The following is a 25,293-nucleotide window of genomic DNA, read 5'->3' as shown; positions in this document are numbered from 1 at the left end:
CCACCCCACCGGCCGCCGCCAACGGCAGCACCACGACCGCGGACAGGCAGCCGCGCCCGCTGCGCGGCACCTCACGATGACTCACCGAACCCCCGAAACCACGGGCCTCGAAACCCCCGGACCCGAACCGATCTTGCTTGGTACACAAGATCGGTTCGGGACCACCGGTCGCAAGCACCGCGGCGTCACGCGCCCAGGTGAACTCGATCAGGTGAGGGGCGGGAGCTGCGGCGGAACGGCCGCGGGCCGCGTCTCCAACGCCTCCAGGGCCAGCCGCACGGCCGTGTCGAGCTGCGGGTCGCGCCCCGCCACCCGGTCCTGCGGCGTGATCACCACCTCGACGTCCGGGTCGACGCCGTGGTTCTCCACGCCCCACCCCGGCCCGGCGAACCACGTCGCGTACCGGGGCTGGGTCACGAGCGTCCCGTCGACCAGGGTGTACCGCATGTCGATGCCGATCACGCCGCCCCACGTGCGGGTGCCGACGACCGGCCCGATGCCCATCTCCTTGATCGCCACGTTGACGATGTCCCCGTCGGACCCGGCGAACTCGTCCGCGACCGCCACCACGGGCCCGCGCGGCGCGTCGCCGGGGTAGCTGTCGGCCGTGGTGTACCCGCGGGCCACCGACCAGCCGATGATGCGCCGCCCCAGCTTCTCCACCACCAGCTCCGAGGTGTGCCCGCCGCCGTTCTCCCGCACGTCGAGCACCACGGCCTCGCGCGCCAGCTCCACCCGCAGGTCGCGGTGCAGCTGCGCCCATCCCGCGCCCGTCATGTCCGGCACGTGCAGGTACCCGACGCGGCCCTGGGACAGCTCGTGCACGCGCGCCCGCCGGTCGGCCACCCACGCGTGGTACCGCAGCGGCTCGTCGTCCTCCAGCGGCACGACCACCACCCGGCGCGGCTCGCCGCCACCGCCGGGCCGCACGGTCAGCTCCACCGGCTTGCCCGTCGTGCCCACGAGCAGCGGCGCGGGCCCGGTCAGGGGGTCCACCTGCCGCCCGTCCACGGCCACGACCGCGTCACCGGGCCGCACCGCGACCCCCGGCGCGGCCAGCGGCGACCGCGCCGCCGGGTCCGACGTCTCGCCCGGGATGACCCGCACGACCCGCCACGCGCCCGCCTCGTCGCGCTCCAGGTCCGCGCCGAGCAGCCCGACCGCGCGCCCGCGCGACCCGTGCGCCGGGATCACGTAGGCGTGCGACGTGCCCAGCTCGCCCTGCACCTCCCACAGCAGGTCCACCAGGTCGCTGTAGCTGCCCAGCCGGTCCACCAGCGGCCGGTAGCGCTCCAGCACGCCCGCCCAGTCCACGCCGCCCATGTCGGTGCGCCAGAAGTGGTCCCGCATCAGCCGGCCGGCCTCCGCGTACGCCTGCCGCCACTCGGCGGCCCGGTCCACCACCACCCGCACCCGCGACAGGTCCACGTCCACCGAGTCGTGGTCGTCGGAGTCGACCTTCCGGTCCGTCGGCACCACCCGCAGGTCGCCGCCGTCCTGCACGACCATCCGGTGGCCGTCGCCGGTCACCTCGAACGCGTCCACGCCGTCCACCAGCACGTCGGTGCGCGACTTGGCCAGGTCGAACCGCTCCAGCACGGCCCGCGGCGGCCGGGCCGACGGGCTCGCCAGGTTGTCGCCCAGCACACCGCGCAGCGGCGACCGCAGCCACAGCAGGCCGCCCTTCGCGGCCCGCAGGCCCGAGTAGCGGGCCGCCGCGACCGGCACCGTCACCACCCGGTCGGCGAGCCCGTCCAGGTCCACGACCGTGATCGGGTTCTCCTCGTCCTTCTCCTTGTCCTTGTCCGACGGGTCGTCGCCGACCGGCCGGCCGAGCCGCAGCGGGTCGAAGGGCGACGGGGTGGTCGCGGCGAGCGGCAGCAGGTAGGGGCGGCAGCCGGTCGGGAACGACAGGTCGAACACGTGCGCGTCGTACACCGGGTCGAAGCTGCGCACCGACAGGAACGCCAGGTAGCGGCCGTCCTCGGTGAACGCCGGGGAGAAGTCGGAGAACCGCAGCGGCGTCACGTCCACGATGGACAGGTCGGTGGTGTTGGTCATCCGGATGTGCTGCAACGGCCGGGGCCCGGGGTGCGACCAGGCGAGCCAGTTCGAGTCCGGGGAGAACGCCAGGTCGCTGACGTGCGGGTTCGCCTCCTCGAGGACCTCGCGCACCTCGCCGGACTCGACGTCGACCAGCAGCAGCCGGCCGTCGTGGGTGGCGACCGCGAGCCGCCGGCCGTCCGGGGAGGCGACCAGCTCCAGCACCCGGCCGAGCCTGCCGACCGCGACGCGGCGCGGCTCGTTGCCCGGCTCGACGCCGCCGACCGGCGCGAACTCCAGGCCCTCCTCGCCGTCCGCGTCGGTCACCCACACCACGGTGTCGCCGACCACGCGCGGCAGCCTGGCCCGCACGCCGGGCCGCTCGGCCAACGCGCGCGCCGGGCCGTCCCGGTGGGTCACCCAGTGCACGGTGCCGCGCACCTCGACCACGCTCGCGCGGCCGGTCCTGTCCGGGTGGAAGTCGTCCGGCCGGGACGACACGGGGCGGGGCCGGCGGGCCGTGCGCGGGCCGCCGAGCGCGATGTCCAGCCGGCGCGGCTCGGCGTCCAGGTGGTCCAGGACCCACAGCTCGCCCGCGTGCTGCCAGACGACCCGCGTGCCGTCGCTGGACGCGACCCGCGCGTAGAACTCCTGCTCGGTGTGGCGGCGCAGGTCCGACCCGTCGGGGCGGACGGAGTACAGGCTGCCGACGCCCTCGTGGTCGGACAGGAACGCGATCCGGTCGCCGATCCACATCGGCGAGGTCAGCGAGGACGTCAGCTCGGGCAGGATGCGGGTGAACCCGCCGTCGCCCGCGGCGTCCACCCAGAGCTTGCCCGCCGCGCCACCCCGGTAGCGCTTCCACCAGGCCGGGTCGTGGCGGTAGACGGAGGTGACGACCACCTGCCCGGACGGCCCGAACGACACGTCGTCCACCCAGCCGAACGGCAGCCTGCGCGCCGGGCCGCCGTCGGTGGGCACGGCGTGCGCCCACTGCCGGTTGCCCGACGCCTGGCCGGTGGACGTGACGGCGACGACCTCGCCGTCGGCCGTCCAGCCGCGCACGGAGGTCGAGTAGTCGCCCCAGTAGGTGAGCCGGGTGGCCTCGCCGCCCTCCACCGGCGCCAGGTGGACCTCGGGCGCGCCGTCGCGACGGCTGGTCCAGGCGAGCCACGTGCCGGTCGGGTCGAGGCGGGGGAAGGTCACGGGCACCTGGTCGGCGGTCACCCGCCAGGCCCGGCCGCCGTCGAGCGGGGCGAGCCAGACGTCGTCCTCGGCCACGAAGGTGACGAGGTTGCCGTGCAGGTGCGGAAAGCGGAGGTAGGCCGGGGTCACCTCTTCGACGTTAGCGCGCCGACCACCCCCGCCCGACGTGCCCCGGCGGGGTCGCTGCGGCATCGCGTCCGGAGCCCGCCGTGATCACCGGTTCGGCGCAACGAGCCAGGTCACACGGACCGGGGGCCTCGGCCCGCACACCGCGACCCGCCCCACCGCGACCCGCCCCACCGCGACCCGCCCCACGGCGGGCCGCACGCCGCGGCGGGCTCCGGCTCGGGCTTCGGGCCTCAGCCCGGCCAGTGCGCCCGCCAGTCCTCCGCGCCCATCGCGGTGACCCCGGCCGCGCGGGCGGACCGCTCGGCCGCCCGCACGTTCGCCTCGAACCGGCGCGCCACCGCGCGCAGCTCCGTCTCCGGGTCCTCGCCCGCCAGCTTCGCCAGCGCCGCCACGGCGAACAGCGTCGCGCCGGTGTCGTCGCCCTCCGGCAGCAGGTCCACCGGGAACCCGGCCCGCGCCACCCGCTGCGCCAGCTTCCCGGCCAGCGCCACTGCCGGCTGCCCGGTCGCCACGCCGTCCACGCTGGACTCGCGCCGCTTCTCGACCTGCTTCAGCTCTTCCCACCGGTGCTGCTGCGACGTGGCGTCGTGCACGGCCGGGTCGTGGCCCGCGAACACGTGCGGGTGGCGGCCCACCAGCTTGGCCACCAGGTCGCCCGCCACCTCGTCGATGCCGAACGGCTCCTCGGCGTCCTCGGCCGCGATCCGCGCGTGGAACAGCACCTGGAGCAGCACGTCGCCCAGCTCCTCGCGCATCGCCGCCCGGTCGCCGTCCTCGATGGCCTCCAGCAGCTCGTAGGTCTCCTCCACGAGGTACTGGCGCAGCGACTTGTGGTCCTGTTCGGCGTCCCACGGGCACCCGCCGGGCGAGCGGAGGCGGTCCATCACGGCCGCCGCGTCCAGCAGCGGCGCGGCCGGCGTGCGGATCACCTCCGACCCCGCCGCCACCAGCGCGCGGGCGGCCGGCTCGTCGGGGTTCGTGGTGATCAGGACGACCGAGGGACCCGCCGTGAACGCGGACGCGGGCTCGGCCGACCACTGCGCGGCGTCCACGCCCTCCCCCGCGTACACCGCCGCCGCGCCCCGCAGGGCGGGCAGCGCGGCGGCGGGCAGGACGGGGGTGGCGCCTACGACGACAACGGTCACGGCGACGTCTGGCGGACCGTCGCCCGGTAGCCGCTCAGCTCGCCCTCGCTGGGCGCGAGGGAGATGGCCGTGTCGTCCCACAGCCCGTAGCGGGGGTTGACCCGGATCTCCGGGTCGCCGGCCAGCGTCTGCACGAGCCGCAGGCCGATCTGCTCCAGCAGCTGCGGCGTCAGCTGCTCGGTGGACGACTCGCCGGACGCCCGCACGTCGGTCTTGCGGTCGGTCACGTACGCGACGATCCACTGCGCGCTGCTCGGGTCCGGCGCGAACGCCACGACGGTGCCCGCCGGCACGCCGAACAGCGGCGACTGGGCGGCCTGCGGCGACTCGGCCGAGCGCACCCGCTGGCCCTCCTTGGACAGCGCCTGGCCCTGCGTGCCCTGCGGGGCGTCGGCGATGAACTCGGCCATCTTCGCCGGGTTCGCCGCGACCTGCTTGGCCTTGTCGACGGCCTCGGCGTTGTCCTTGGTGAAGAAGTAGTCGAACGTGACCTCCATCCGGTCCACGTACTTGCGCGCCAGCTCGACCAGCAGCAACTGGTCCTTGGCGCGCTCCCGGAAGGTCGCCGCGTCGTACACGGTGTTCTGCGAGGCCAGCTCCGCGCCGCCGGCCTGCTCGACCGACTCGGTCACGGCCTCCTCGGACACGGTCACGCCCTCGCGGCGCGCGGCCTGCTCGATCAGCTCGTGCTGCACGCCCAGGGTCACGAGCTGCCGCGCGACCTGGTCGAGCTTGCGCTGGTCGTGCAGCTTCCGGGCCTCGGGCTCCTTCTTGAGCACGACGTCCAGGCGCTGCTGCACCTGCTCCAGCGGCAGCACGGTGTCGCCGACGATCGCGGCCGAGCCCACGTGGCCCGGTCCGGTGCCGCAGCCCGCCACGAGCAGTGCGACCGCCGCGCCGATCAGGGTGAAGCGCTTCTGCAGAGTCCTCACGACCAGTACCTTCTCACGTCCTCGTGACGCCGCTCACGGGAGTCCCCGCCAGAGACTCCAGGAAGTGCGCGCACCAGTCCAGCAGCTCCTGGTCGCGCAACTGCGGTGCGCCCATCCGGCCGCCGGCCGCGCCCTCGGTCGGCCTAGGCACGCTCACCGTGCGGGCGGTCTGCTTGTAGACCGCCTTGGGGAACAGCCGGCGCAGCCGCACGAGCTGGCTGTCCTTCAGCTCCAGCGGCGCGAACCGGATCGTCGCGCCCTGCGTGGCGACCTCCGTGACGCCGTGCGCCCGGCACGTCTGCCGGAACCGGGCGACCGCGAGCAGCCGTTCGACGGGCAGCGGCGGCGTGCCGTAGCGGTCCTTCAGCTCGTCCCACACGGCCTGCAACGCGTCCCCGTCCGCCGCCGCGGCGATCTTGCGGTACGCCTCCAGCCGCAGCCGCTCGCCGGGCACGTAGTCGTGCGGGATGTGCGCGTCCACCGGCAGGTCGACGCGGACCTCGGCCAGCTCCTCCTCGGCCTCGCCGTCCGCGCCCGCGTGCCTGCGGAACGCCTCCACGGCCTCGCCGACCAGCCGCACGTACAGGTCGAAGCCGACGCCCGCGATGTGGCCGGACTGCTCCGCGCCGAGGATGTTGCCCGCGCCGCGGATTTCCAGGTCCTTCATGGCCACCGCCATGCCCGCGCCCAGCTCGGTGTTCTGTGCGATCGTGGCCAGCCGGTCGTGCGCGGTCTCGGTCAGCGGCGCCTCGGGCGGATAGAGGAAGTAGGCGTAGCCGCGTTCCCGGCCGCGGCCGACGCGCCCGCGCAGCTGGTGGAGCTGGGCCAGGCCGAGCAGGTCGCCGCGCTCCACGATGAGGGTGTTGGCGTTGGAGATGTCCAGGCCGGTCTCCACGATCGTGGTGCAGACGAGCACGTCGTACTCGTTCTCCCAGAAGCCCTGGATGATCTTCTCCAGGCGGTCCTCGTTCATCTGGCCGTGCGCGGTGATCACCCGCGCCTCGGGGACCAGCTCGCGCAGGTGCCGGGCGGCGCGCTCGATGGACGACACCCGGTTGTGCACGTAGAACACCTGGCCGTCGCGCAGCAGCTCGCGGCGGATGGCGGCGGCGACCTGCTTGTCGTCGTACGCGCCGACGTAGGTCAGGATCGGGTGCCGCTCCTCGGGCGGGGTGAGGATGGTGGACATCTCGCGGATGCCCGCGAGCGACATCTCCAGGGTGCGCGGGATGGGCGTCGCGGACATCGTGAGCACGTCCACGTGCGTGCGCAGCGCCTTGATGTGCTCCTTGTGCTCGACGCCGAAGCGCTGCTCCTCGTCCACGATCACCAGGCCGAGGTCCTTGTAGCGCAGGCCCTTCTGGAGCAGCCGGTGCGTGCCGATGACGATGTCCACCTCGCCGTCGGCGAGGCCGTTGACCGTCTGCTCGGCCTCCTGCGGGTCGGTGAACCGGGACAGCCCCTTGATCGTCACCGGGAACGCGCGCATCCGCTCGGTGAACGTGTTCAGGTGCTGCTGGGCGAGCAGCGTGGTCGGCACGAGCACCACGACCTGCTTGCCGTCCTGCACGGCCTTGAACGCCGCCCGCACCGCGATCTCCGTCTTGCCGTAGCCGACGTCGCCGCAGATCACCCGGTCCATCGGGACCGTGCGCTCCATGTCGGCCTTGACCTCGTCGATGGCCGCCATCTGGTCCACGGTCTCGGTGAACGGGAACGCGTCCTCCAGCTCCCGCTGCCACGGCGTGTCCGGCGCGAACGCGTGACCGGGCGCGGCCTGGCGGGCGGCGTAGAGCTGCACCAGCTCGGCCGCGATCTGCTTGACCGCCTTGCGGGCCTTGGCCTTGGTGTTCTTCCAGTCGCTGCCGCCGAGCTTGTTCAGCGTGGGCAGCTCGCCGCCGACGTAGCGGGACACCTCGTCCAGCTGGTCGGTCGGCACGAACAGGCGGTCGCCGGGCTGGCCGCGCTTGCTGGAGCCGTACTCCAGCACCAGGTACTCGCGGGTCGCGCCGGCCACGGTGCGCTGCACCATCTCGACGTACTTGCCGATGCCGTGCTGCTCGTGCACCACGTAGTCGCCCGCCTTGAGGGCGAGCGGGTCGACGGCGTTGCGGCGGCGGCTGGGCATGCGGCGCATGTCCTTGGTGGACGTGCCGTGCCGGCCGCCGGTGAGGTCGGTCTCGGTGAGCACGACCAGGGCCAGCTCGGGCAGCGAGAAGCCGTCTTCCAGCGCGCCGCGCACGACCGTGACGGCGCCCTTCTTCGGGGCGGTGTCGAGGACGTCCCGGAGCACGACGTTCACGTCGGCCTCGCGGAGCTGCTCGGTGGCGCGCTGCGCGGTGCCCGCGCCGGGGACGACGAGCACCGCCGTGCCGCCGGACGCGGTGTGGGCGCGCAGGTCGGCGAACGCCCGCGCGATGTCGCCCTGGTACGCCTCGACGTGCTTCAGCTCCAGCCGGAGCACGTCCGAGCCCTCCGTGGTGAGCTGGCTGAGCGTCCACCACGGCCGGTCCTTGGCCCTGGCCGCGGTGGCGACCTCGGCGAGACCGCGGTAGGCCGACGCGCCGAGGTCGATCGGGGCCCTGCCGCCGCCGGCCGCGGCCATCCACGACGCCTCCAGGAACTCCTGGCCGGTGCGCACCAGGTCGTGGGCGCGGGCGCGGATCTTCTCCGGGTCGTTGAGCACCACGTGCGTGCCCGCCGGGACGACGTCGGTGAGCAGTTGCAGCTCGCCCTCGCACAGGGCCGGGATGAGGGCCTCCATGCCCTCGGTGGGGATGCCGGACGCGATCTTGTCCAGCATCTCGTGCAGGTGCGCGTCGGCGGCGTGCTCCTCGGCGAGCGCCGCCGCCCTCTCCCGGACCCGCTCGGTGAGCAGCAGTTCGCGGCACGGCGGGGCGGTGAACGCGGCCACCTCCTGCGGCAGCGACCGCTGGTCGGCGACGGAGAAGGGGCGGATCTCGCTGACCTCGTCGCCCCAGAACTCGACCCGCAGCGGGTGCTCGGCGGTCGGCGGGAACACGTCCAGGATGCCGCCGCGGACCGCGAACTCGCCGCGCTTCTCGACCATGTCGACGCGGGTGTAGGCGATCTCGGCGAGGTTGACCAGGAGCGCCTCGAAGTCGTGCTCCGAGCCGACGGCCAGGTGCACCGGCTCCAGGTCGCCCAGGCCGGGGGCCATCGGCTGGATCAGGCTGCGGACCGTGGTGACGACGACCTTGAGCGGCGCGCCGTCGGGGTGGGCCAGGCGGCGCAGCACCTCCAGCCGCGCGCCGACCGTGTCGGCCCGGGGCGACAGCCGCTCGTGCGGCAGCGTCTCCCAGGACGGGAACAGGGCCACCTGCTCCGCGCCGAGGAGGTCGCACAGCACGGCCCGCAGGTCGTCGGCCTCGCGGCCGGTCGCCGTGACCGCGAGCACGGGCGCGCTGTTCGCCAGGGCCGCGGCGACCAGCGGTCGGGCCGCGGGCGGGCCTTCCAGTTCCAGGTCGGGCACGCCGACCGAGTCGGCGAGGGCGCGCAGCGCCTTGTCGGGCAGGACGGCGGTCAGCAGGCCGGACAGCGGGCCGGGCTGGGGCATTGCGGTGGCTCCCCGGGATCAAACGCGGACAGACCCCTGCCCGGGACCGAACGTCCACCGGAGGGGTTCTCGGCTGCCAGCCTACGGCCCTCCCGGCCGGGGTGCCCCGTGATTTCGGCCGACTCCCGACCGCGGACCGGTCGTCGGGGGGTCGTCGCGGCCGGTCGGCAATCCGGTTGACGGGCGCGCCACGCTGGGGGTGGACGAAGCGTGACCGGGCGTGCGCGCGGGGCGGGGTGAATCACCCGAACGGGTTGCGGCAGGGTGGTGCGGGCGACCGTGCCGGCCGGTGTGATGGGGGTGGGGACTCGTCCGGGCGCGGGGGGATTCGGGGGCGGCCCGCCGCCGGGCCTCGACGGTCGAGCGCCCGTTGCCGACGCCGGGCACGTGTACGTGGACTACACATGGGGGTTGACATGCTGGGGGACATGCGTCGTTTTGTCGGGTTCGCCGCCGTCGCGGCGCTCGTGCTGGGCGGGTGTTCGGCGGAGGGCGCGGGTGGCACCGCCCCGGCCACGACGACACCCGCGGGGCTGCGGGTGGACGTCGTCGCGGACGGGCTGAGCCACCCGTGGGACGTGGGCTTCCTGCCCGACGGGCGGCTGCTCGTGCCGCAGCGGCCGGGGCGGATCGCGCTGGTCGCGCCGGACGGGCAGGTGACCGACGTCGAGGCCGACCTGGGCGACGTGGTGGCGCGGGGCGAGGGCGGGCTGATGAGCCTGGTCGTGCACCCGGACTTCGCCACCAGCCGCCGGTTCACCACGTGCGCCAACACCGCGTCGGACGTGCGGCTGGTGACGTGGGAGCTGGACGGGACCAGGGCGACCCGGGTGAAGGACCCGCTGCTGGCGGGCCTGCCGAGCTCGCCGAGCGGGCGGCACTCGGGGTGCCGGATGGCGCTGGACCGCGACGGCAACTTGCTGGTCGGGACCGGTGACACGGCGCGGGGCGACGTCCCACAGGACCGGTCCAGCCTGGGCGGCAAGGTGCTGCGGGTGGACCTCGCCACCGGCGAGGGCGTGGCGGGCAACCCGTTCGGGGACCGGATCTACACCTACGGGCACCGCAACGTGCAGGGCGTGGCCGTGCGGCAGGACGGGATGGTGTTCACCGCCGAGCACGGGCCGTCCACGGACGACGAGGTGAACGTGCTGAAGGCGGGCGGGAACTACGGGTGGGACCCGTCGCGGGGCGGCACGGTCGGCGGGTACGACGAGGACGTGCCGATGACGGACCTGGAGCGGTTCCCGGACGCCGTGCCCGCCGCGTGGTCGTCCGGCTCGCCGACGGAGGCGATCTGCGACGCCGCGTTCCTGGTGGGCGAGCAGTGGGGCGCGCTGAACGGCGTGCTGGCCGTGACCGCGCTGAAGGGCGCGAAGCTGCTGCTGTTCACCGTGACCCAGGAGGGCGGCGTGCACTCCGTCGCCATCCCGCCGGAGCTGGACGGCGCCTACGGCCGCCTGCGCGGCGCCGAGCTGTCCCCCGACGGCTCGCTCTACCTGACCACCTCGAACGGCACCGACGACAAGATCCTCCGCCTGACCAACCCCACCTGACCCACCGCGCGTGTCCCACGTCCAGAACGCGCGTGTCCTACGTTCGCGTACCCCGAGTTGAACGCTCAGGACAACCAGCGGCGTTCCGAACGTTCAACTCGGGTGTTCCGGACGTAGGACACGCGTGACGCGGACGTAGGACACGCGCGTGTGGGGGTCAGCGGGTGCGGAGGCGGGGTTTGTGGTCCATGTGGGACAGGCCCTTCCAGGCCAGGTTGACCAGGTGGGCGGCCACCTCGTCCTTCTTCGGCTTGCGGACCTCCAGCCACCACTGGCCCGTCAGCGCCACCATGCCCACCAGGGCCTGCGCGTACAGCGCGGCCAGCTTGCGGTCGTAGCCCTGGCGCGAGAAGTGCAGGCCGAGGATCGACTCGACCTGGGACGCGATGTCGTTCAGCAACGACGAGAACGTGCCGGTGGACGACGCCACGGGCGAGTCCCGCACCAGGATCCGGAAGCCGTCCGTCGAGCCCTCGATGTAGTCGAGCAACGCGCACGCCGCCTGCTCCAGCAGCTCCCGCGGGTGCCCGCCGGACAGCGCGTTGACGATGTGGTCCATCAGGTACTGCATCTCGCGGTCCACCACGACCGCGTAGATGCCCTCCTTGCCGCCGAAGTGCTCGTACACCACGGGCTTGGACACGCCCGCCCGGTGCGCGATCTCCTCGATGGAGGTGACCTCGAAACCCTTCTCGGCGAACAACGCGCGGGCCACGTCGAGCAGTTGCTCGCGCCGCTCCTTGCCCGTCATCCGCACGCGCGGCACCGGTGCCCCGTCGCCACGCCGTCTCCCCGCCACCTCAACCACCCTAAACACCTGCCCCCCGCGTGGACCGCGAGGGGCAGGTGGGTCGATCCGGAAGACCTGCTCCGGGAGCTACTTCTTGGCGCTGATGCGGGCCAGTCGCTGCTGGTTCGGCCAGCGCACGTTGGTCGCCCAGCCGAACTTCTCGAACAGCCAGATCAGCCGGGCCGAGGTGTCGATCTGCCCGCGCTTGACGCCGTGCCGCGCGCACGTCGGGTCGGCGTGGTGCAGGTTGTGCCACGACTCGCCGAAGCTCAGGATCGCCAGCGCCCAGACGTTGGCCGAGCGGTCGCGCGCGGCGAACGGGCGGTCGCCCACCATGTGGCAGATCGAGTTGACCGACCACGTCACGTGGTGCAGGAACGCCACCCGCACGAGGCCCGCCCAGAAGAACGCCGACAGCGCGCCGGCCCACGACATGGTGATCAGGCCGCCGAGCACGCCGGGCGCGAGCAGGCTGATCGTGGTCCAGAGCCAGAACAGGTTGTCGACCCGGACCAGGTCTTTGTCGGCCAGCAGGTCCGGCGCGAAGCGCTTGGCGTTGGTCTTGTCACGCTCGAACAGCCAGCCCATGTGGGCGTGCCAGAAGCCCTTGGCCAGCGCGACCGGGCCGGTGCCGAACAGCCACGGCGAGTGCGGGTCGCCCTCGCGGTCGGAGAACGCGTGGTGGCGGCGGTGGTCGGCGACCCAGACGATCACCGGTCCCTGCAGCGCCATGCTGCCCGCGATGGCCAGCGCGATCTTGAGCGGGCGGTTGGCCTTGAACGAGCCGTGCGTGAAGTACCGGTGGTAGCCGATCGTCACGCCGAGGCCGGACAGGTAGTAGAACGCGACGAAGAGCGCGACGTCGACCCAGCCCAGCCCCCAGCCCCAGGCGAACGGAACGGCCGCGAGCAGAGCCAGGAACGGCACGATGACGAACACGTACACGCCGAACTGCTCGACGTGTCCCCGTCGTCCTTCGATCATCGGCTTGGGTCCGCGATCCTCCGGACCTTGCGGCGTGGACCGACTCTCCAGGGTGCTGGTCATACATGTACCTCGTTGTGTATCGGGGCTACCTACGGAACCGTAACTTACGGCAGCGTAAGTTGCGGGAACCTCGTCCCGCCATAGCCGGAGCGGAAATCACGGCGTGTTCTCAGGAAGTCGGGCGTGTCGATCACGGCCGGCGCATCATTCGGTGATGGGGTCTCCGAACGTCCGCGGCCGCCGTCGCACGCGGATCGCGCTCGTCACGTTCACGGTGGTGTTCCTGCTGCTCAGCGGGGGCCTGCTGGGGTTCGGCTGGTACTACAGCGGTCAGCTGCTGGAACCGGAGAACGCCCGTCCGGGCTACCCCGACACGGTCATCTCGTCCGCGTCCGGGACCGTCTCGCTGACGGAGTCCAGGATCACGGTGCTGCCCGGCACGTGGGGCCTGGTCTGGCCGGGCGGCGGCGCGAAGGTCGGCCCGGTGACCCACCGGTCGGAGGGCACGGTGGTCCGCGAGCTCCAGGGCACCGCGCCCCCGGACGGCACGCACGTCCGGCTGGAGACGGCGGTGTGGAGCACGGACCCCGCCACCGCGCACGACCTGCCCTACACGGACGTGCGGATCCCCACCGAACTGGGTGACGCGCCCGCCTGGTTGGTGCCCGCGACGTCCGCCACCTGGGTGGTGGCGGTCCACGGTCGGGGTGGCACGAGGGCCGAGGCCCTGCGGGTCATGCCTGCGCTGCACGACCTCGGGCTACCCGTTCTGGCCGTGACGTACCGGAACGACGAGGGCGCGCCCCGCTCCCCCGACGGGCTCTACCACCTGGGCGACACCGAGTGGCGGGACGTGGAGGCCGCCGTGCGGTACGCCAAGGAGCACGGCGCGCGCGACGTGGTGCTCTACGGGTGGTCCATGGGCGGCGCGATCGTCGGCCAGTTCCTGGGCCGGTCGGCGAACGCGGGCGACGTGGTCGCCGCGGTGCTCGACGCGCCCGTGGTGAGCTGGACCGGGACGTTGGAGCTGCAGTCGCGCAACCGGGGCGTGCCGGAGCAGCTCGTGCCGATCGCGGAGCTGGTCTCGGACTGGCGGGCCGACCTGGAGTTCGACCGCTTCGACCTGGCCGTCAACCCGCCCGCGCGCCGGCCGCCGACGCTGCTGTTCCACGGCGGCGCGGACGGCACCGTGCCGGTGCAGGCGTCGCGCGACCTGGCCGCCGCGGCGGGCCGGCTCGACTGGCCGCTGAGGTACGTCGAGGTGCCGGCCGCCGAGCACACGGCGGCCTGGAACGTGGACCCCGAGTCCTACGACCGCGCGCTGACCGATTTCCTCGACTCCGTCGAGGCGATTCGATGACACCGCCAGGGCGTCCGCACGTGCCCGATCGACTACAGCAAGTAGTTTACCGTGTGATGGTTACGCCCGAAATTGTCTTCGAGAGCCTCTTCCGGGCACCACTCAGCGTTGCCACGACACCGACCCGAGTTCAGCCGCCGGTGACATGACGCGCGTCACGCAAGGCCACTGCCTGCGAAAACACTCTCCGTCATGATCGAATTACCGAGTGGTTGCCGCCACTTGAGTGGTGGTGCTGACCTCCGAGCGGCACTCGTGACAACATGTGTTCGCGCGGTCGGGGCGAGCCCCGGCCGTTCCGCCATGGTGTAAAGGCAGCACCTCGGATTTTGGTTCCGATGGTCCAGGTTCGAATCCTGGTGGCGGAGCGAGGGGCCGGGCCACGAAGGGCCCCGGTCGCCCTGCGTCTGCATGGGGGTGTGAGTCGCTGCACGAGGAAGCGGTCGACGAGCAGGGCATCGTGGGGCCGGCGCTCCACGAGATGTCCGACGCGTGGCTGGTCGGCCGCGCGAGCGAGCTCGTGGCCGTGGCCCAGAGCAGCCACCTGCCCGACCAGCTCGACGCCGCGCGGGAGGTCGACGAGATCCTGGCCGAGGCGCAGGGGCGCGGCGAGCCCCGGATCGTCGGCCAGCTCCTGCGCGCGGCCGCGGTGGTCCGGATCGTCACCCCCGGCCTCGTGGACACGTCCGACCCGATCCTGGACGAGATGCTCGTGCACTGCCGCCGGCACGGCCTGCTGGTGCTGGAGGCCGAGGCGCACGCCCTGCGCGGCCGCCGCTACCTGCTGGGCGGGTTCGAGGACAAGGCGCTGACCGAGGTCGCGAGCGGCCTCGCGATGCTGGAGGAGGACCTCACCCCGGACCCGATGCTCGACAAGCGCACGTGGGACCGGCTGCTCGCGTCCTCGTTGCAGTCGACCGGGCTGGTGCTCACCCAGCTGGGCGTCTACGAGATGGCGGACGAGGTGCTGGCGCGGGCGCACAACGCGATCCGGGACAGCGCCAACCCGCACCAGATCTACGTCCACCTGGTCAACCGCACCCGGCTGCTCATCGGCTGGGGCCTGCGGCTGGAGCGCGTGGACAACTTCGAGGAGGCGGCCGACCGGTTCACCACCGCGTCGGCCATCGCCACGGCCGTCGAGGGCCCGTTCCGCGAGTCGCTGCACCCCGGCAGGCGCGACCGCAGCGCCGCCGAGCAGGTGCCGGTGATCGGCGCGGCGCACGCCCTGGCCAAGCCCGGCGCGGAGCACATCGCGCGGCTGTGGAGCCTGCGCGAGCTGGCCATGTACGCCCGCGAGCTGATCATCGTGTCGATCGCGCTGGCCCGCTGCCTGGAGATGGAGGAGCTGCCGCAGCAGGCGCTCCAGGTGCTGCACGACGCCCGCGAGCGGCTGGAGCGCGACACCTCCGAGCCCACCCTGATGCTGTGCCTGACCCGCGAGTACGCCCGCATGTCCGGCCCGCACGGCGAACGCACGATCTCGGCGTTGCAGACCTACGCCAACGCGCTGGAGGTGGAGCTGTGGCTGATGCAGGAGGCCCGCACCGCCACCCTGCTCACCCGGCGCGACCACGAGCGGCTGACGCGCGCGCACGGCGCGATCGCGCAGCAGGCGTTGCAGGACCCGCTGACCGGGCTGCCGAACCGGCGCGCGCTGGACGACCGGCTCGCCGCGCTGATCAACGCGCAGACCCACCCGATGTCCATCGCCCTGGTCGACCTGGACGGGTTCAAGGTCGTCAACGACAAGCACTCGCACGCCGAGGGCGACGACGTGCTGCGCGTGATTGCGAGCACACTGCGGCAGGCGCTGCGGGGCGACGACCTGGTGGCCCGCTACGGCGGCGACGAGTTCGTCGTGCTGCTGCCCGGCGCGCCCCTGCACGCCGCCGAGGCGGCCCTCGGCCGGGCCGTGGAGGCGGTCGCCGGCCTGCCATCCGACCTGTCCAGGGGCGTCACGCTGTCGGTGGGCGTGATCTCCGTGCGGCCGCGCGAGTCGGCCCACGCGGCGCTGGCCCGAGCCGACTCGGCGATGTACGCGGCGAAGCGCCGAGGTGGCTGCCAGGTTGCGGCCGTGGCGGGCGAGCCCTCCTCGGAGGCTTAGTATCGGCACCTGGCGGGAAGCCAGGCCCCTCCCGCTGAAGGCACGCACTCAGCTAGGGAGAGCGCTGATGCTCGAGGGTGTCCCCACCCCAGTCAGCACGATCGTCCTCGCAGCGGGTGAAGGCACCCGCATGCGCTCAGCCACCCCGAAGGTGTTGCACCGGATCGCGGGCCGCTCCCTGGTGGAGCACGCCGTGCGTGCCGCCGCCGGGACCGGACCGGACCACCTGGCCGTCGTCGTCGGCCACGGCCGCGCCGCGGTCGCCGAGCACCTCGACGGCCTGTCCACCGCGCTGGACCGCAAGGTCACCGTGGCGGTGCAGGAGGAGCAGAAGGGCACCGGGCACGCGGTCGGCTGCGGGCTGGCCGAGCTGCCCGCGGACCTCGGCGGCACGGTCGTGGTGACCTACGGCGACGTGCCGCTGCTGGACGCGGACACGCTGCGCGGCCTGCTGGCCGAGCACGGCGCGCGCGGCAACGCCGTGACCGTGCTGACCGCCGTGGTGGCCGACCCGACCGGGTACGGGCGGATCGTGCGGTCGGCGGACGGCTCGGTCGAGGCCATCGTCGAGCAGAAGGACGCCACGCCGGAGCAGCGGGCCATCACCGAGATCAACTCCGGGGTGTACGCCTTCGACGCGGCCGTGCTGCGCGACGGGCTGTCCCGGCTGTCCACCGACAACGCCCAGGGCGAGCTGTACCTGACCGACGTGCTGACCATCGCGCGCGGCGACGGCCGGCGCGTGGGCGCGCTCGTCACCGAGGACGCCTGGCTGGTCGAGGGCGTGAACGACCGCGTGCAGCTCGCCAGGCTGGGCGCGGAGCTGAACCGCAGGCTGGTGGAGCGGGCCATGCGCTCCGGCGTGACCGTCGTGGACCCGGCCACCACGTGGCTGGACGCCGACGTGCGGCTGGACCGCGACGTGCTGGTCGAGCCGAACGTGCAGCTCAAGGCCGGCACCACGGTCGGCGAGGGCGCGGTCGTCGGACCGGACACCACGCTGTCGGCATGCGTGGTCGGGCCGGGCGCGACCGTCGTGCGCACCCACGGGTCGGGCGCGGAGATCGGGCCGGGCGCGTCCGTCGGCCCGTTCGCCTACCTGCGGCCGGGCACCCGGCTCGGCGACGGCGGCAAGATCGGCACGTTCGTCGAGACGAAGAACTCCGACATCGGCGCGGGCAGCAAGATCCCGCACCTGAGCTACATCGGCGACGCCACCATCGGCGAGAACTCCAACATCGGCGCGGCCAGCGTCACGGTGAACTACGACGGCGTGAACAAGCACCGCACCACGATCGGGTCGTACTGCCGCACCGGTTCGGACAACATGTTCGTCGCCCCCGTCACGGTCGGTGACGGCGCGTACACCGGCGCGGGGACCGTGGTGCGGCGCGACGTGCCGCCCGGCGCGCTCGCCGTGTCCGGCGGGCCGCAGCGCAACCTGGACCGCTGGGTGCTGTCCCGCCGGCCGGGGACGTCCTCGGCCGAGGCGGCGGAACGTGCTCTGACGCCCGAGAATGCAGGTACAACCGATGAAGGGCGCTGACGTGAACCCCACGATGGCCGGGACACCCAAGAAGAACCTGATGCTCTTCGGCGGGCGGGCGTACCCCGAGCTGACCGAGCAGGTCGCCAAGCACCTGAACGTGTCGGTGACGCCCCAGTCGGCGTACGACTTCGCCAACGGCGAGATCTTCGTGCGGTTCGAGGAGAGCGTGCGCGGCTGCGACGCCTTCGTCATCCAGTCCCACTGCGCGCCCATCAACCAGTGGCTGATGGAGCAGCTGATCATGGTGGACGCGCTGAAGCGGGCGTCCGCGAAGCGCATCACCGTGATCATGCCGTTCTACCCGTACGCGCGGCAGGACAAGAAGCACCGCGGCCGCGAGCCGATCTCGGCGCGCCTGGTGGCGGACCTGTTCAAGACCGCGGGCGCGGACCGGCTGGTGGCCGTGGACCTGCACACCGCGCAGATCCAGGGCTTCTTCGACGGCCCGGTGGACCACCTGTGGGCCATGCCGCTGCTGGCCGAGCACATCCGGGACAAGTACGCGGGCCGCGACATCACCGTCGTCTCCCCCGACGCCGGCCGCACCAAGCTGGCCGAGAAGTGGGCGGACACCCTCGGCGGCTGCCCGATCGCGTTCATCCACAAGACCCGCGACCCGCTGCGGCCGAATGAGGTCGTGGCCAACCGGGTGGTCGGCCAGGTCGAGGGCCGGCTGTGCGTGGTGATCGACGACATGATCGACACCGGCGGGACGATCACCAAGGCGGTGGAGCAGCTGCTCGCCGAGGGCGCGTCGGACGTGGTCATCGCGGCCACCCACCCGGTGCTGTCCGGCCCGGCCGTGGAGCGGCTGCGCGACTGCGGCGCCCGCGAGGTCGTGTTCACCGACACCCTCCCGATCCCGGCGGAGAAGCGGTTCGACGCGATGACCGTGCTGCCGATCGCGCCGCTGCTGGCACGCGTGATCCAGGAGGTCTTCGAGGACGGCTCGGTGACGTCCCTGTTCGACGGCAACGCCTGACCGCTCGCACCGAGGCCCGGCACGCCCCCGCGGTGTGCCGGGCTTCCGCGTTCGCCGGGCCGCCGGGCGGGGAACGAACCCCCGATTAGGCCCAGTCCGCCGGATCGGCCTACACTGGTTAGGTTGCCTCGGCGAGGGCGAGCATCACGCTCGGCGTGATCGACGCGGCGGTTGTGATGCCGCGCGTGTTCACCCTCCGCGCCGCCCGCCGCCGCAGGCCGCCCCCGCTTCGCCCCGCCCGACGTACCCGCCGACGTTTACCAGGCCAGACCGTTAGGAGAGCCCCACCGTGTCCGAGGTCCGTCTCGCCGCAGAGCAGCGCACCGAGTTCGGCAAGGGCGCCGCCCGCCGCACCCGCCGCGCCGGCAAGATCCCCGCGGTGCTCTACGGCCACGGTTCCGACCCGAAGCACCTGGCCCTGCCGGCGCTCGAGTTCGCCCGTGTTGTCCGCGAGCACGGTCACAACGCAGTTCTCACGCTGGACATCGAGTCCTCGACCGAGCTGGCGCTGACCAAGACCGTCACCACGCACCCCATCAAGAACTACATCGAGCACGTCGACCTGCTGCTGGTGCAGCGGGGCGAGAAGGTCACCGTCGAGGTGCCGATCGTCGTCACCGGCGACCCGGCCGCGGCGACCCTGCTCACCCAGGACCTCACCACCGTCCAGGTGGAGGCCGACGCGCTGAAGATCCCCGAGCAGGTCGAGGTCTCCGTCGAGGGCCTGGAGGCCGGCACCCAGATCCACGCCTCGGACCTGACCCTGCCCGCCGGCGCCACCCTGGTGACCGACGCGGACGCGCTGGTCCTCGCGGTGAACGCCGCGCCGACCGCCGCCGAGCTGGACGGCGACACCGGCGAGGCGGCCACCGAGGCCGAGGCCACCGAAGAAGGCTGAGCCCATCACGTCGGGCAACTCGAACGGCACGCCACCCCCGCCGCACGGCTGGGGCGGCGTGCCGTTCCCGTTCCTGAGCCCGGCGCAGGTGCGCGCCACCCGGTTCCCCCGCCGGCGGGGCAAGGGCTACGACCCGGCGCAGGTGGACGCGTTCGTGCTGCGCATCGCCGACGCGCTCGCCGGCCGCACCCGGCTGCACCCCGACCAGGTGCGCGCGGTCGCGTTCACGGAGATCGCCGGCGGCTACGACCAGCGGACCGTGGACGACTTCCTGGCGGCGTGCGAGCACCAGCTCCGGACGGGCCACGTGCCGCCGACGACGTTGCAGACCGGCGAGGCGCTGCTGGCGGTGAAGCTGCCCCGCTCCCCGAACGGCTACGATCGCGGCGAAGTCGACGCGTTCCTCGGCCGGGCCGCCGCGGCGCTGGACGGCCGGGGCCGGATGACCTCGAGCGAGGTGCGCCACACGCGGTTCAGCACCACGTCCGGGCTGCGCCGCGGCTACCAGGTGCGCGCGGTGGACGCCTTGTTGGACGAGCTGGAGCAGGAGTTGCGGTTCCGTGGTCGATGACGTCGCCCTGGTCGTCGGGCTGGGCAACTCCGGCCCCAAGTACGAGGGCAACCGGCACAACGTCGGCTTCCTCGTGCTGGACGTGCTGGCCGCCCGCGTGGGCGGGAAGTTCAAGGCGCACAAGGGCGGCGCCGAGGTGGTCGAGGGCAGGCTGGCGGGCCGCCGGGTGGTGCTGGCGAAGCCGCGCGGCTACATGAACACTTCCGGCGGCCCCGTAGCGGGCACGGCGAAGTTCTACAAGACGCCGCCGTCGTCGATCATCGTCGTGCACGACGAGCTGGACCTGCCGTTCGGCGCCGTGCGGCTCAAGCTCGGCGGCGGCGAGAACGGGCACAACGGCCTGCGGTCGATCACGAAGTCGCTGGGCACCAAGGACTACCACCGGGTGCGGTTCGGGGTGGACCGGCCGCCGGGTCGGATGGACCCGGCGGACTACGTGCTGCGGGACTTCTCGCCGGTGGAGCGCAAGGAGCTGGCGCTGGAGCTGGACCGGACGGCCGACGCCGTGGAGGCGTTGCTGGAGTTCGGCCTGGAAGCCGCCCAGAACCGGTTCCACTGAGCGCCCGGCGCGCCCACGTCAGCCGGCGGGCACCAGGGACGCGGCGGCCGAGCGGCGCAGCTTGCCGGACGGCGTCTTCGGCAGGCTGCCCGGCTTGAGCACCACCACCGAGAACGGCCGCAGCCCGACCGCGTCCACGACCCGCGCGCTGATCTCCCTGCTCAACGCGCGCACCGCCGCGTCCTCGCCGGCCAGCTTCGACTCGACCACCACGGCGAACCGCTCGCGCCGCGTGCCCGCGTCCAGCCGCACGGCCACCGCGTTGCCCGCGCGCACGCCCTCCACCGCGGTCGCCGCGCGCTCGATGTCCGTGGGGTAGATGTTGCGCCCACCCATGATGATCACGTCCTTGCGCCGCCCGCAGACGACGACCTGGCCGTCCACCACGTACCCCTCGTCGCCGGTGTCGAGCCACCCGTCGGCGTCCTGCGTGGCGCGCGGCCCGTCCACGGTGAGGTAGCCGGGCGTCACGGCCTCGCCGCGGACCCGCAGCTGCCCGACCTCGCGTTCGCCGCGCACCGCGCCCGAGTCGTCCACGACCTGTACCTCCAGCCCCGGCAGGGGCGGCCCGAGCAGCGGGAACGCCCGCGCGTTCGGGCTGTCCGGCGGCACGGGCACGGCACGGCGGCCCGCCTCCAGCTCGTCCGGGTCGACCACGTCGACCGAGATGCCGGTGAACACCGGCGCGAACGCCACGCCCAGCGTCGTCTCCGCCATCCCGTACGCGCACAGCACGCACTCGGGCCGCAACCCGAACCGCGCGCCCGCGTCGGTGAAGCTCCGCACCGCCTCCGGGTCGATGGGCTCCGCGCCGTTGAGCGCGATCCGCAGCGTCGACAGGTCGAGCGCGCCGTCGTCCACGTTGCGCATGCGCCGGGCGGCGATGGCGTAGGCGAAGTTCGGGGCGGCCGTGATGGTGCCCCGGTAGCGGCTGATCAGCTCCGGCCACAGGGTGGGCCGGCCCAGGAAGTCGACCGGCGTCACCTTCACCAGGTCGATGCCGAACAGCATGGGCACGGTCAGGAAGCCGACCATCCCCATGTCGTGGAACAGCGGCAGCCAGGAGACCATCCGGTCGGTCTCCGGGTCCAGCTCGGCGGCGGCCTCCATGGCCTTGGCGTTGGACCACAGGTTGCCGTGCGTGATGCGGACGGCCTTGGGGTCCGCGGTGGACCCGCTCGTGAGCTGCAACAGCGCCGGCATGTCCTCGTCCACCTCGACGGGCGCGGCCAACGGCTCGCCGTCCAGGTCGTCCAGCCTGCGGTAGGCCACGCCGTGCTCGTCCAGCACGCCCGAGAGCGCGTCGAACGGCGCGCCCAGCAGCACCAGCTTCGCGCCGATCATGCTCAGCACGCGCAACGTGTCCTCGGCCCACTCGGCGAGGTCGGTGCGGGCGGTCGGCTGGTGCAGCATGGTCGTGCTGCCGCCCGCCAGCCACACCGCCTGCACCGCGGGGGCGATCGCGGCCGGGTCGCCCGCGAGCACCGCGACCGAGCCGCCGCGCGCCACCCCGCCGGCGACGAGCGCGCCCGCCATCCGCGCGGCCCGCTCGTGCACCTCGGCCCACGACCGGCGGACCGGGGCGTTCGGCTCCCCCGTGGTCATGCCCCGCGCCCGTCCCCCGGCGCTCGCAGCGGTTGCCACCATCGTGTCCACGAACCGGCTCATGCCCGCCAGGGTAGAGCGATCTTCGCCGGCATTGAGCCGATAGGGCGAAACATCGGACGCGCCGTGCCGCGATACTCCCCGGTACACCACACGAAGGAGGTAACCGGGTGGCCGGGTTCGACGCTCGTCAGCACCTGCCGGCACATCCGGCGCCGCTGTTGGGCGCGCAGGATCTGCGGCAGGTCGCCTTCCACCGCCCCCCTCCCGGTCAACCGGGGTACGACGAGGGCCAGGTGGACGCTTTCCTCGACCGCATCGAGGCGACGTTGCTGGGCCGCGACGACGTGACCGAGGACGACGTGCGCCGGGTGCGGTTCAGACCCGCGAGACCGGGCTACTACGCGGCCGAGGTCGACGCGTTCATGGACCTCGTGGCCGAGACGCTCGGTTCCACGCCCCAGCGCCGGCAGGCCACCGCGCCCGCGCAGGGCGCGCACGCCACGTCGACCGGGATGCGCCCGGCGGCCCGGCTGACGCCCCAGGACGTGCGCGGCGTGCGGTTCCACAAGCCCAGGCCGGGCAACCGCGGCTACCACGAGGGCGAGATCGACGCGTTCCTCGACCGGATCGAGAACACCCTGGCCGGCCGGGACGACCTGACCGCCCGTGAAGTGCAGGACATCGAGTTCGCCTACGCCCCGCCGGGGCAGGTCGGGTACGACGAGGACGACGTGGACACGTTCCTCGACCTGGTCGTGGTGACGCTGGAGCGGATGCCCACCCCGCCGCGCGCCGTCCCGCCGCCCCCGCCCGTGCGGCCGCGCCCCGGCCCCGGCGCCCGCCCGCTGACCGCGCGCGACGTGCGCACCGCCGCGTTCGGCAAACCGCCGCGCGGCCGCCGCGGGTACCAGGAGTCGCAGGTGGACAAGTTCCTGGACCGCATCGAGAACACCCTGCTGGGACAGGACGACCTGACCGCCCGCGAGGTCCGCGAGGTCCGCTTCAGCCGGCCCATGTTCGGCCGGCGCGGGTACGACGAGACCGAGGTGGACGCGTTCCTGGCGCGGGTGGAGAAGCAGTTGGGCGAGGGGCCGCCGCGCCCGTCCGCGCTCCCGCCGATCACGTCGTGGAAGCAGCTGCGCCTGATCAAGATCCCGGCCGCGGGGCCCGCCCAGCGCGGCTACCGGACGTCCCAGGTGGACCGGCTGCTGGAGGAGGTCGGCATCGCGCTCGACGGCATGGTCGGCGCGTCGTCGGCGGAGGTGGCCAAGGCGAAGTTCGCCACGGCCCTGATGCCGGGCCAGGGCTACGACTGCTCGTACGTGGACGAACTGCTGCCCCTGCTCGCCACCGAACTCCGCCGCCGCAACCGCTGACCCGTGTGTCGAACCTCCAGGACCCCTGAGTTCCACGTTCAGGATGAAACCTGAACGTTGAATTCGGGGGTCCTGAGCGTTCGACACACGGGACCTGGGTGTTCGACTCTCGGGTCAGGGTTCGGCGGTTTCGGCGGCGGCCAGCCAGCGGGTCTCGACGTCCTCGGCCTCGGCCAGGACGGCCTTCAGCTCGGCGTCGAGGGCCAGCAGGCGCTCCGGGTCGGTCGCCGCCTCGGCCAGCGCGGCGTGCAGCTCGGCTTCCTTCTTCTGCAGCACCTCCAGCCGCCGCTCCAACCGCGCCAGCTCCTTGCGCGCCGCCCGCTGGTCCGCCGCCGACGACGGCGCGGACGCCTGCTTCGGGGCCGGCGCGGCCGCCGCCTCCTTCTGCGCGTCCCGCCGCCGCAGGTACTCCTCGATCCCGCCCGGCAGGTCGGTGAGCCCGCCGTCGCCGAACAGCGCCACGACCTTGTCGCACACCCGTTCCACCAGGTACCGGTCGTGCGAGATCACCACCAACGTCCCCGGCCACGAGTCCAGCAGGTCCTCGAGCTGCTGCAACGTGTCGATGTCCAGGTCGTTGGTCGGCTCGTCCAGCAGCAGCACGTTCGGCTCCGCCATCAGCAACCGGCACAGCTGCAACCGCCGCCGCTCGCCGCCGGACAGGTCGCCGACCGGCGTCCACTGCTTCTGCGACGAGAACCCGAACCGCTCGGCCAGCTGCGACGCCGACATCTCCTGCTTGCCCAGCACGACCCGCCGCGCCACCTCCTCGACGGCCTCCAGCACCCGCATCGACCCGTCCAGGTCGTGCAGCTCCTGGCTGAGGTGCGCGAGCTTCACCGTCTGCCCCTGGACGCGCCTGCCGCCCTCCAACTCGCGCTCACCGGCCAGCGCCCGCAGCAGCGTCGTCTTGCCCGAGCCGTTCACGCCGACGATCCCGACCCGGTCACCCGGCCCGATCCGCCACGTCAGGTCGCGCACCAGCACCCGGTCGGGCACGGTCAGCGTCGCGTCCTCCAGCTCCAGCACCGTGCGCCCGAGCCGCCGCTTGGCGAACGCCAGCAGCTCGACCGAGTCGCGCGGCGGCGGCACGTCGGAGATCAACGCCTCGGCGGCCTCGATGCGGTAGCGGGGCTTGGACGTGCGGGCGGGCGCGCCCCGGCGCAGCCACGCCAGCTCCTTGCGGGCCAGGTTGCGGCGCTTCTCCTCGATCGCGTCGGCCAACCGGGCCCGTTCGGCCCGCGCGAAGATCCAGTCCGCGTAACCGCCCTCGTACTGCTCGACGCGACCGCCGACGACCTCCCACGTCCGGCTGCACACCGTGTCCAGGAACCACCGGTCGTGGGTCACCACGACGAGTGCCGTGCGGCGGGCGAGCAGGTGCTCGGCCAGCCACCGCACGCCCTCGACGTCCAGGTGGTTGGTGGGCTCGTCCAGCACGACCAGGTCGAGGTCCTGCACCAGGGCCGCCGCCAACGCCACCCGCCGCCGCTCGCCACCCGACATCGTGGCCACGGGCGCGTCCATGCCGAAACCGGTGATGCCGAGGCCGTCGAGGATCGACCGCACCCGCGCGTCGGCGGCCCACTCGTGCTCCGCGTCGAACCCGAGCGGGTCGATCACGGCGTTGCGGACGGTCGAGCCCTCGGGCAGCTCGGTGCGCTGCGTCACGACCGCCATGCGCAGGCCGCGGTTCTGGCTGACCCGTCCCTCGTCCGGCTCGGCGAGCCCGGCCAGCACCTCCAGCAGCGTCGTCTTGCCGCCGCCGTTGAGGCCGACGACCCCGATGCGGTCGCCCTCGCCGACGCCGAGGGACACCCCGTCGAGCAGCGGACGCACGCCGAACGACTTGGAGACATTCTCCAAGTTGACCAAGTTGGCCATCTACCAGCACCTTCATCGAGATTCGGGGTGTGAC

Annotated in this window: 17 protein-coding genes and 1 tRNA gene; 10 read left to right on the top strand and 8 right to left on the bottom strand. The window is 73.2% G+C overall.

What is annotated here, in order from left to right:
* Window positions 1-207: 207 nt before the first annotated feature.
* The 4 genes from ACWEFJ_RS28175 to mfd all read right to left on the bottom strand — a co-directional run bounded on the left by ACWEFJ_RS28175 (window position 208) and on the right by mfd (window position 9,032).
* Window positions 208-3,378, bottom strand: coding sequence for a S41 family peptidase (locus ACWEFJ_RS28175; RefSeq protein WP_449715550.1), 3,171 nt, complete (start codon window positions 3,376-3,378; stop codon window positions 208-210).
* A gap of 230 nt (window positions 3,379-3,608) precedes the next feature.
* The gene (locus ACWEFJ_RS28170; RefSeq protein ID WP_449715549.1) at window positions 3,609-4,523 is read right to left on the bottom strand and encodes a MazG family protein; all 915 of its coding nucleotides are present in this window, start codon (window positions 4,521-4,523) and stop codon (window positions 3,609-3,611) included.
* A complete protein-coding gene (locus ACWEFJ_RS28165) occupies window positions 4,520-5,455 on the bottom strand; it encodes a SurA N-terminal domain-containing protein (RefSeq protein WP_378092624.1) in 936 nt (311 codons plus the stop codon). Before ACWEFJ_RS28165 ends, ACWEFJ_RS28170 begins: the two co-directional genes overlap by 4 nt.
* 13 nt (window positions 5,456-5,468) lie before the next feature.
* Window positions 5,469-9,032, bottom strand: coding sequence for a transcription-repair coupling factor (mfd, locus tag ACWEFJ_RS28160; RefSeq protein ID WP_449715548.1), 3,564 nt, complete (start codon window positions 9,030-9,032; stop codon window positions 5,469-5,471).
* Window positions 9,033-9,460: 428 nt separating this feature from the next.
* Here mfd and ACWEFJ_RS28155 point away from each other — a divergent pair, with 428 nt between their 5' ends.
* Window positions 9,461-10,588, top strand: a complete 1,128-nt coding sequence (locus ACWEFJ_RS28155) for a PQQ-dependent sugar dehydrogenase (RefSeq protein ID WP_449715547.1) — start codon at window positions 9,461-9,463, stop codon at window positions 10,586-10,588.
* Between the two features lie 157 nt (window positions 10,589-10,745).
* On the opposite strand, the gene ACWEFJ_RS28150 is transcribed toward ACWEFJ_RS28155, so the two are convergent.
* The gene (locus ACWEFJ_RS28150; RefSeq protein WP_378092653.1) at window positions 10,746-11,339 is read right to left on the bottom strand and encodes a TetR family transcriptional regulator; all 594 of its coding nucleotides are present in this window, start codon (window positions 11,337-11,339) and stop codon (window positions 10,746-10,748) included.
* A 126-nt stretch (window positions 11,340-11,465) separates the two neighbouring features.
* The gene (locus ACWEFJ_RS28145; RefSeq protein ID WP_378092629.1) at window positions 11,466-12,425 is read right to left on the bottom strand and encodes an acyl-CoA desaturase; all 960 of its coding nucleotides are present in this window, start codon (window positions 12,423-12,425) and stop codon (window positions 11,466-11,468) included.
* Window positions 12,426-12,579: 154 nt separating this feature from the next.
* On the opposite strand from ACWEFJ_RS28145, the gene ACWEFJ_RS28140 reads away from it, so the two are divergent.
* From ACWEFJ_RS28140 to pth, 8 genes are all read left to right on the top strand, one after another.
* Entirely contained in the window at window positions 12,580-13,725 is a 1,146-nt protein-coding gene (locus ACWEFJ_RS28140) for an alpha/beta hydrolase family protein (RefSeq protein WP_378092631.1), read from the top strand.
* A gap of 297 nt (window positions 13,726-14,022) precedes the next feature.
* Window positions 14,023-14,093, top strand: a tRNA-Gln gene (locus ACWEFJ_RS28135).
* 92 nt (window positions 14,094-14,185) lie between these two features.
* On the top strand, window positions 14,186-15,832 hold the full coding sequence (locus tag ACWEFJ_RS28130; RefSeq protein WP_378092633.1) for a GGDEF domain-containing protein: 1,647 nt from the start codon (window positions 14,186-14,188) through the stop codon (window positions 15,830-15,832).
* A gap of 67 nt (window positions 15,833-15,899) precedes the next feature.
* Window positions 15,900-17,378, top strand: coding sequence for a bifunctional UDP-N-acetylglucosamine diphosphorylase/glucosamine-1-phosphate N-acetyltransferase GlmU (glmU, locus tag ACWEFJ_RS28125; RefSeq protein ID WP_449715546.1), 1,479 nt, complete (start codon window positions 15,900-15,902; stop codon window positions 17,376-17,378).
* Window positions 17,379-17,391: 13 nt separating this feature from the next.
* Window positions 17,392-18,363 (top strand): ribose-phosphate diphosphokinase, encoded by a 972-nt coding sequence (locus tag ACWEFJ_RS28120; protein ID WP_378092655.1) that lies wholly within the window; start codon window positions 17,392-17,394, stop codon window positions 18,361-18,363.
* Window positions 18,364-18,652: 289 nt separating this feature from the next.
* Complete coding sequence (locus ACWEFJ_RS28115; protein WP_378092638.1) at window positions 18,653-19,261, top strand: 50S ribosomal protein L25/general stress protein Ctc; 609 nt, start codon at window positions 18,653-18,655, stop codon at window positions 19,259-19,261.
* Between the two features lie 58 nt (window positions 19,262-19,319).
* Window positions 19,320-19,832 carry a DivIVA domain-containing protein gene (locus ACWEFJ_RS28110; protein WP_378092640.1) on the top strand — a complete coding sequence of 171 codons (513 nt, stop codon included), beginning with the start codon at window positions 19,320-19,322 and terminating at the stop codon, window positions 19,830-19,832.
* Window positions 19,822-20,391, top strand: coding sequence for an aminoacyl-tRNA hydrolase (gene pth, locus ACWEFJ_RS28105; RefSeq protein ID WP_378092642.1), 570 nt, complete (start codon window positions 19,822-19,824; stop codon window positions 20,389-20,391). The genes ACWEFJ_RS28110 and pth overlap by 11 nt, the downstream gene beginning before the upstream one ends.
* An 18-nt stretch (window positions 20,392-20,409) precedes the next feature.
* Here the strand turns inward: pth and ACWEFJ_RS28100 are convergent, their stop codons facing one another.
* Window positions 20,410-22,059 carry a fatty acyl-AMP ligase gene (locus tag ACWEFJ_RS28100; RefSeq protein ID WP_449715545.1) on the bottom strand — a complete coding sequence of 550 codons (1,650 nt, stop codon included), beginning with the start codon at window positions 22,057-22,059 and terminating at the stop codon, window positions 20,410-20,412.
* A gap of 107 nt (window positions 22,060-22,166) precedes the next feature.
* On the opposite strand from ACWEFJ_RS28100, the gene ACWEFJ_RS28095 reads away from it, so the two are divergent.
* Complete coding sequence (locus ACWEFJ_RS28095; RefSeq protein WP_378092647.1) at window positions 22,167-23,375, top strand: DivIVA domain-containing protein; 1,209 nt, start codon at window positions 22,167-22,169, stop codon at window positions 23,373-23,375.
* Window positions 23,376-23,489: 114 nt separating this feature from the next.
* On the opposite strand, the gene ACWEFJ_RS28090 is transcribed toward ACWEFJ_RS28095, so the two are convergent.
* Window positions 23,490-25,259 (bottom strand): ABC-F family ATP-binding cassette domain-containing protein, encoded by a 1,770-nt coding sequence (locus ACWEFJ_RS28090; protein WP_449715544.1) that lies wholly within the window; start codon window positions 25,257-25,259, stop codon window positions 23,490-23,492.
* Window positions 25,260-25,293 lie beyond the last annotated feature (34 nt).

The organism is Actinosynnema sp. NPDC004786 (genome assembly GCF_053601135.1).
The sequence above is the reverse complement of the archived record's forward strand: the minus strand, read 5'-3'. Positions and strand labels throughout refer to the sequence as shown.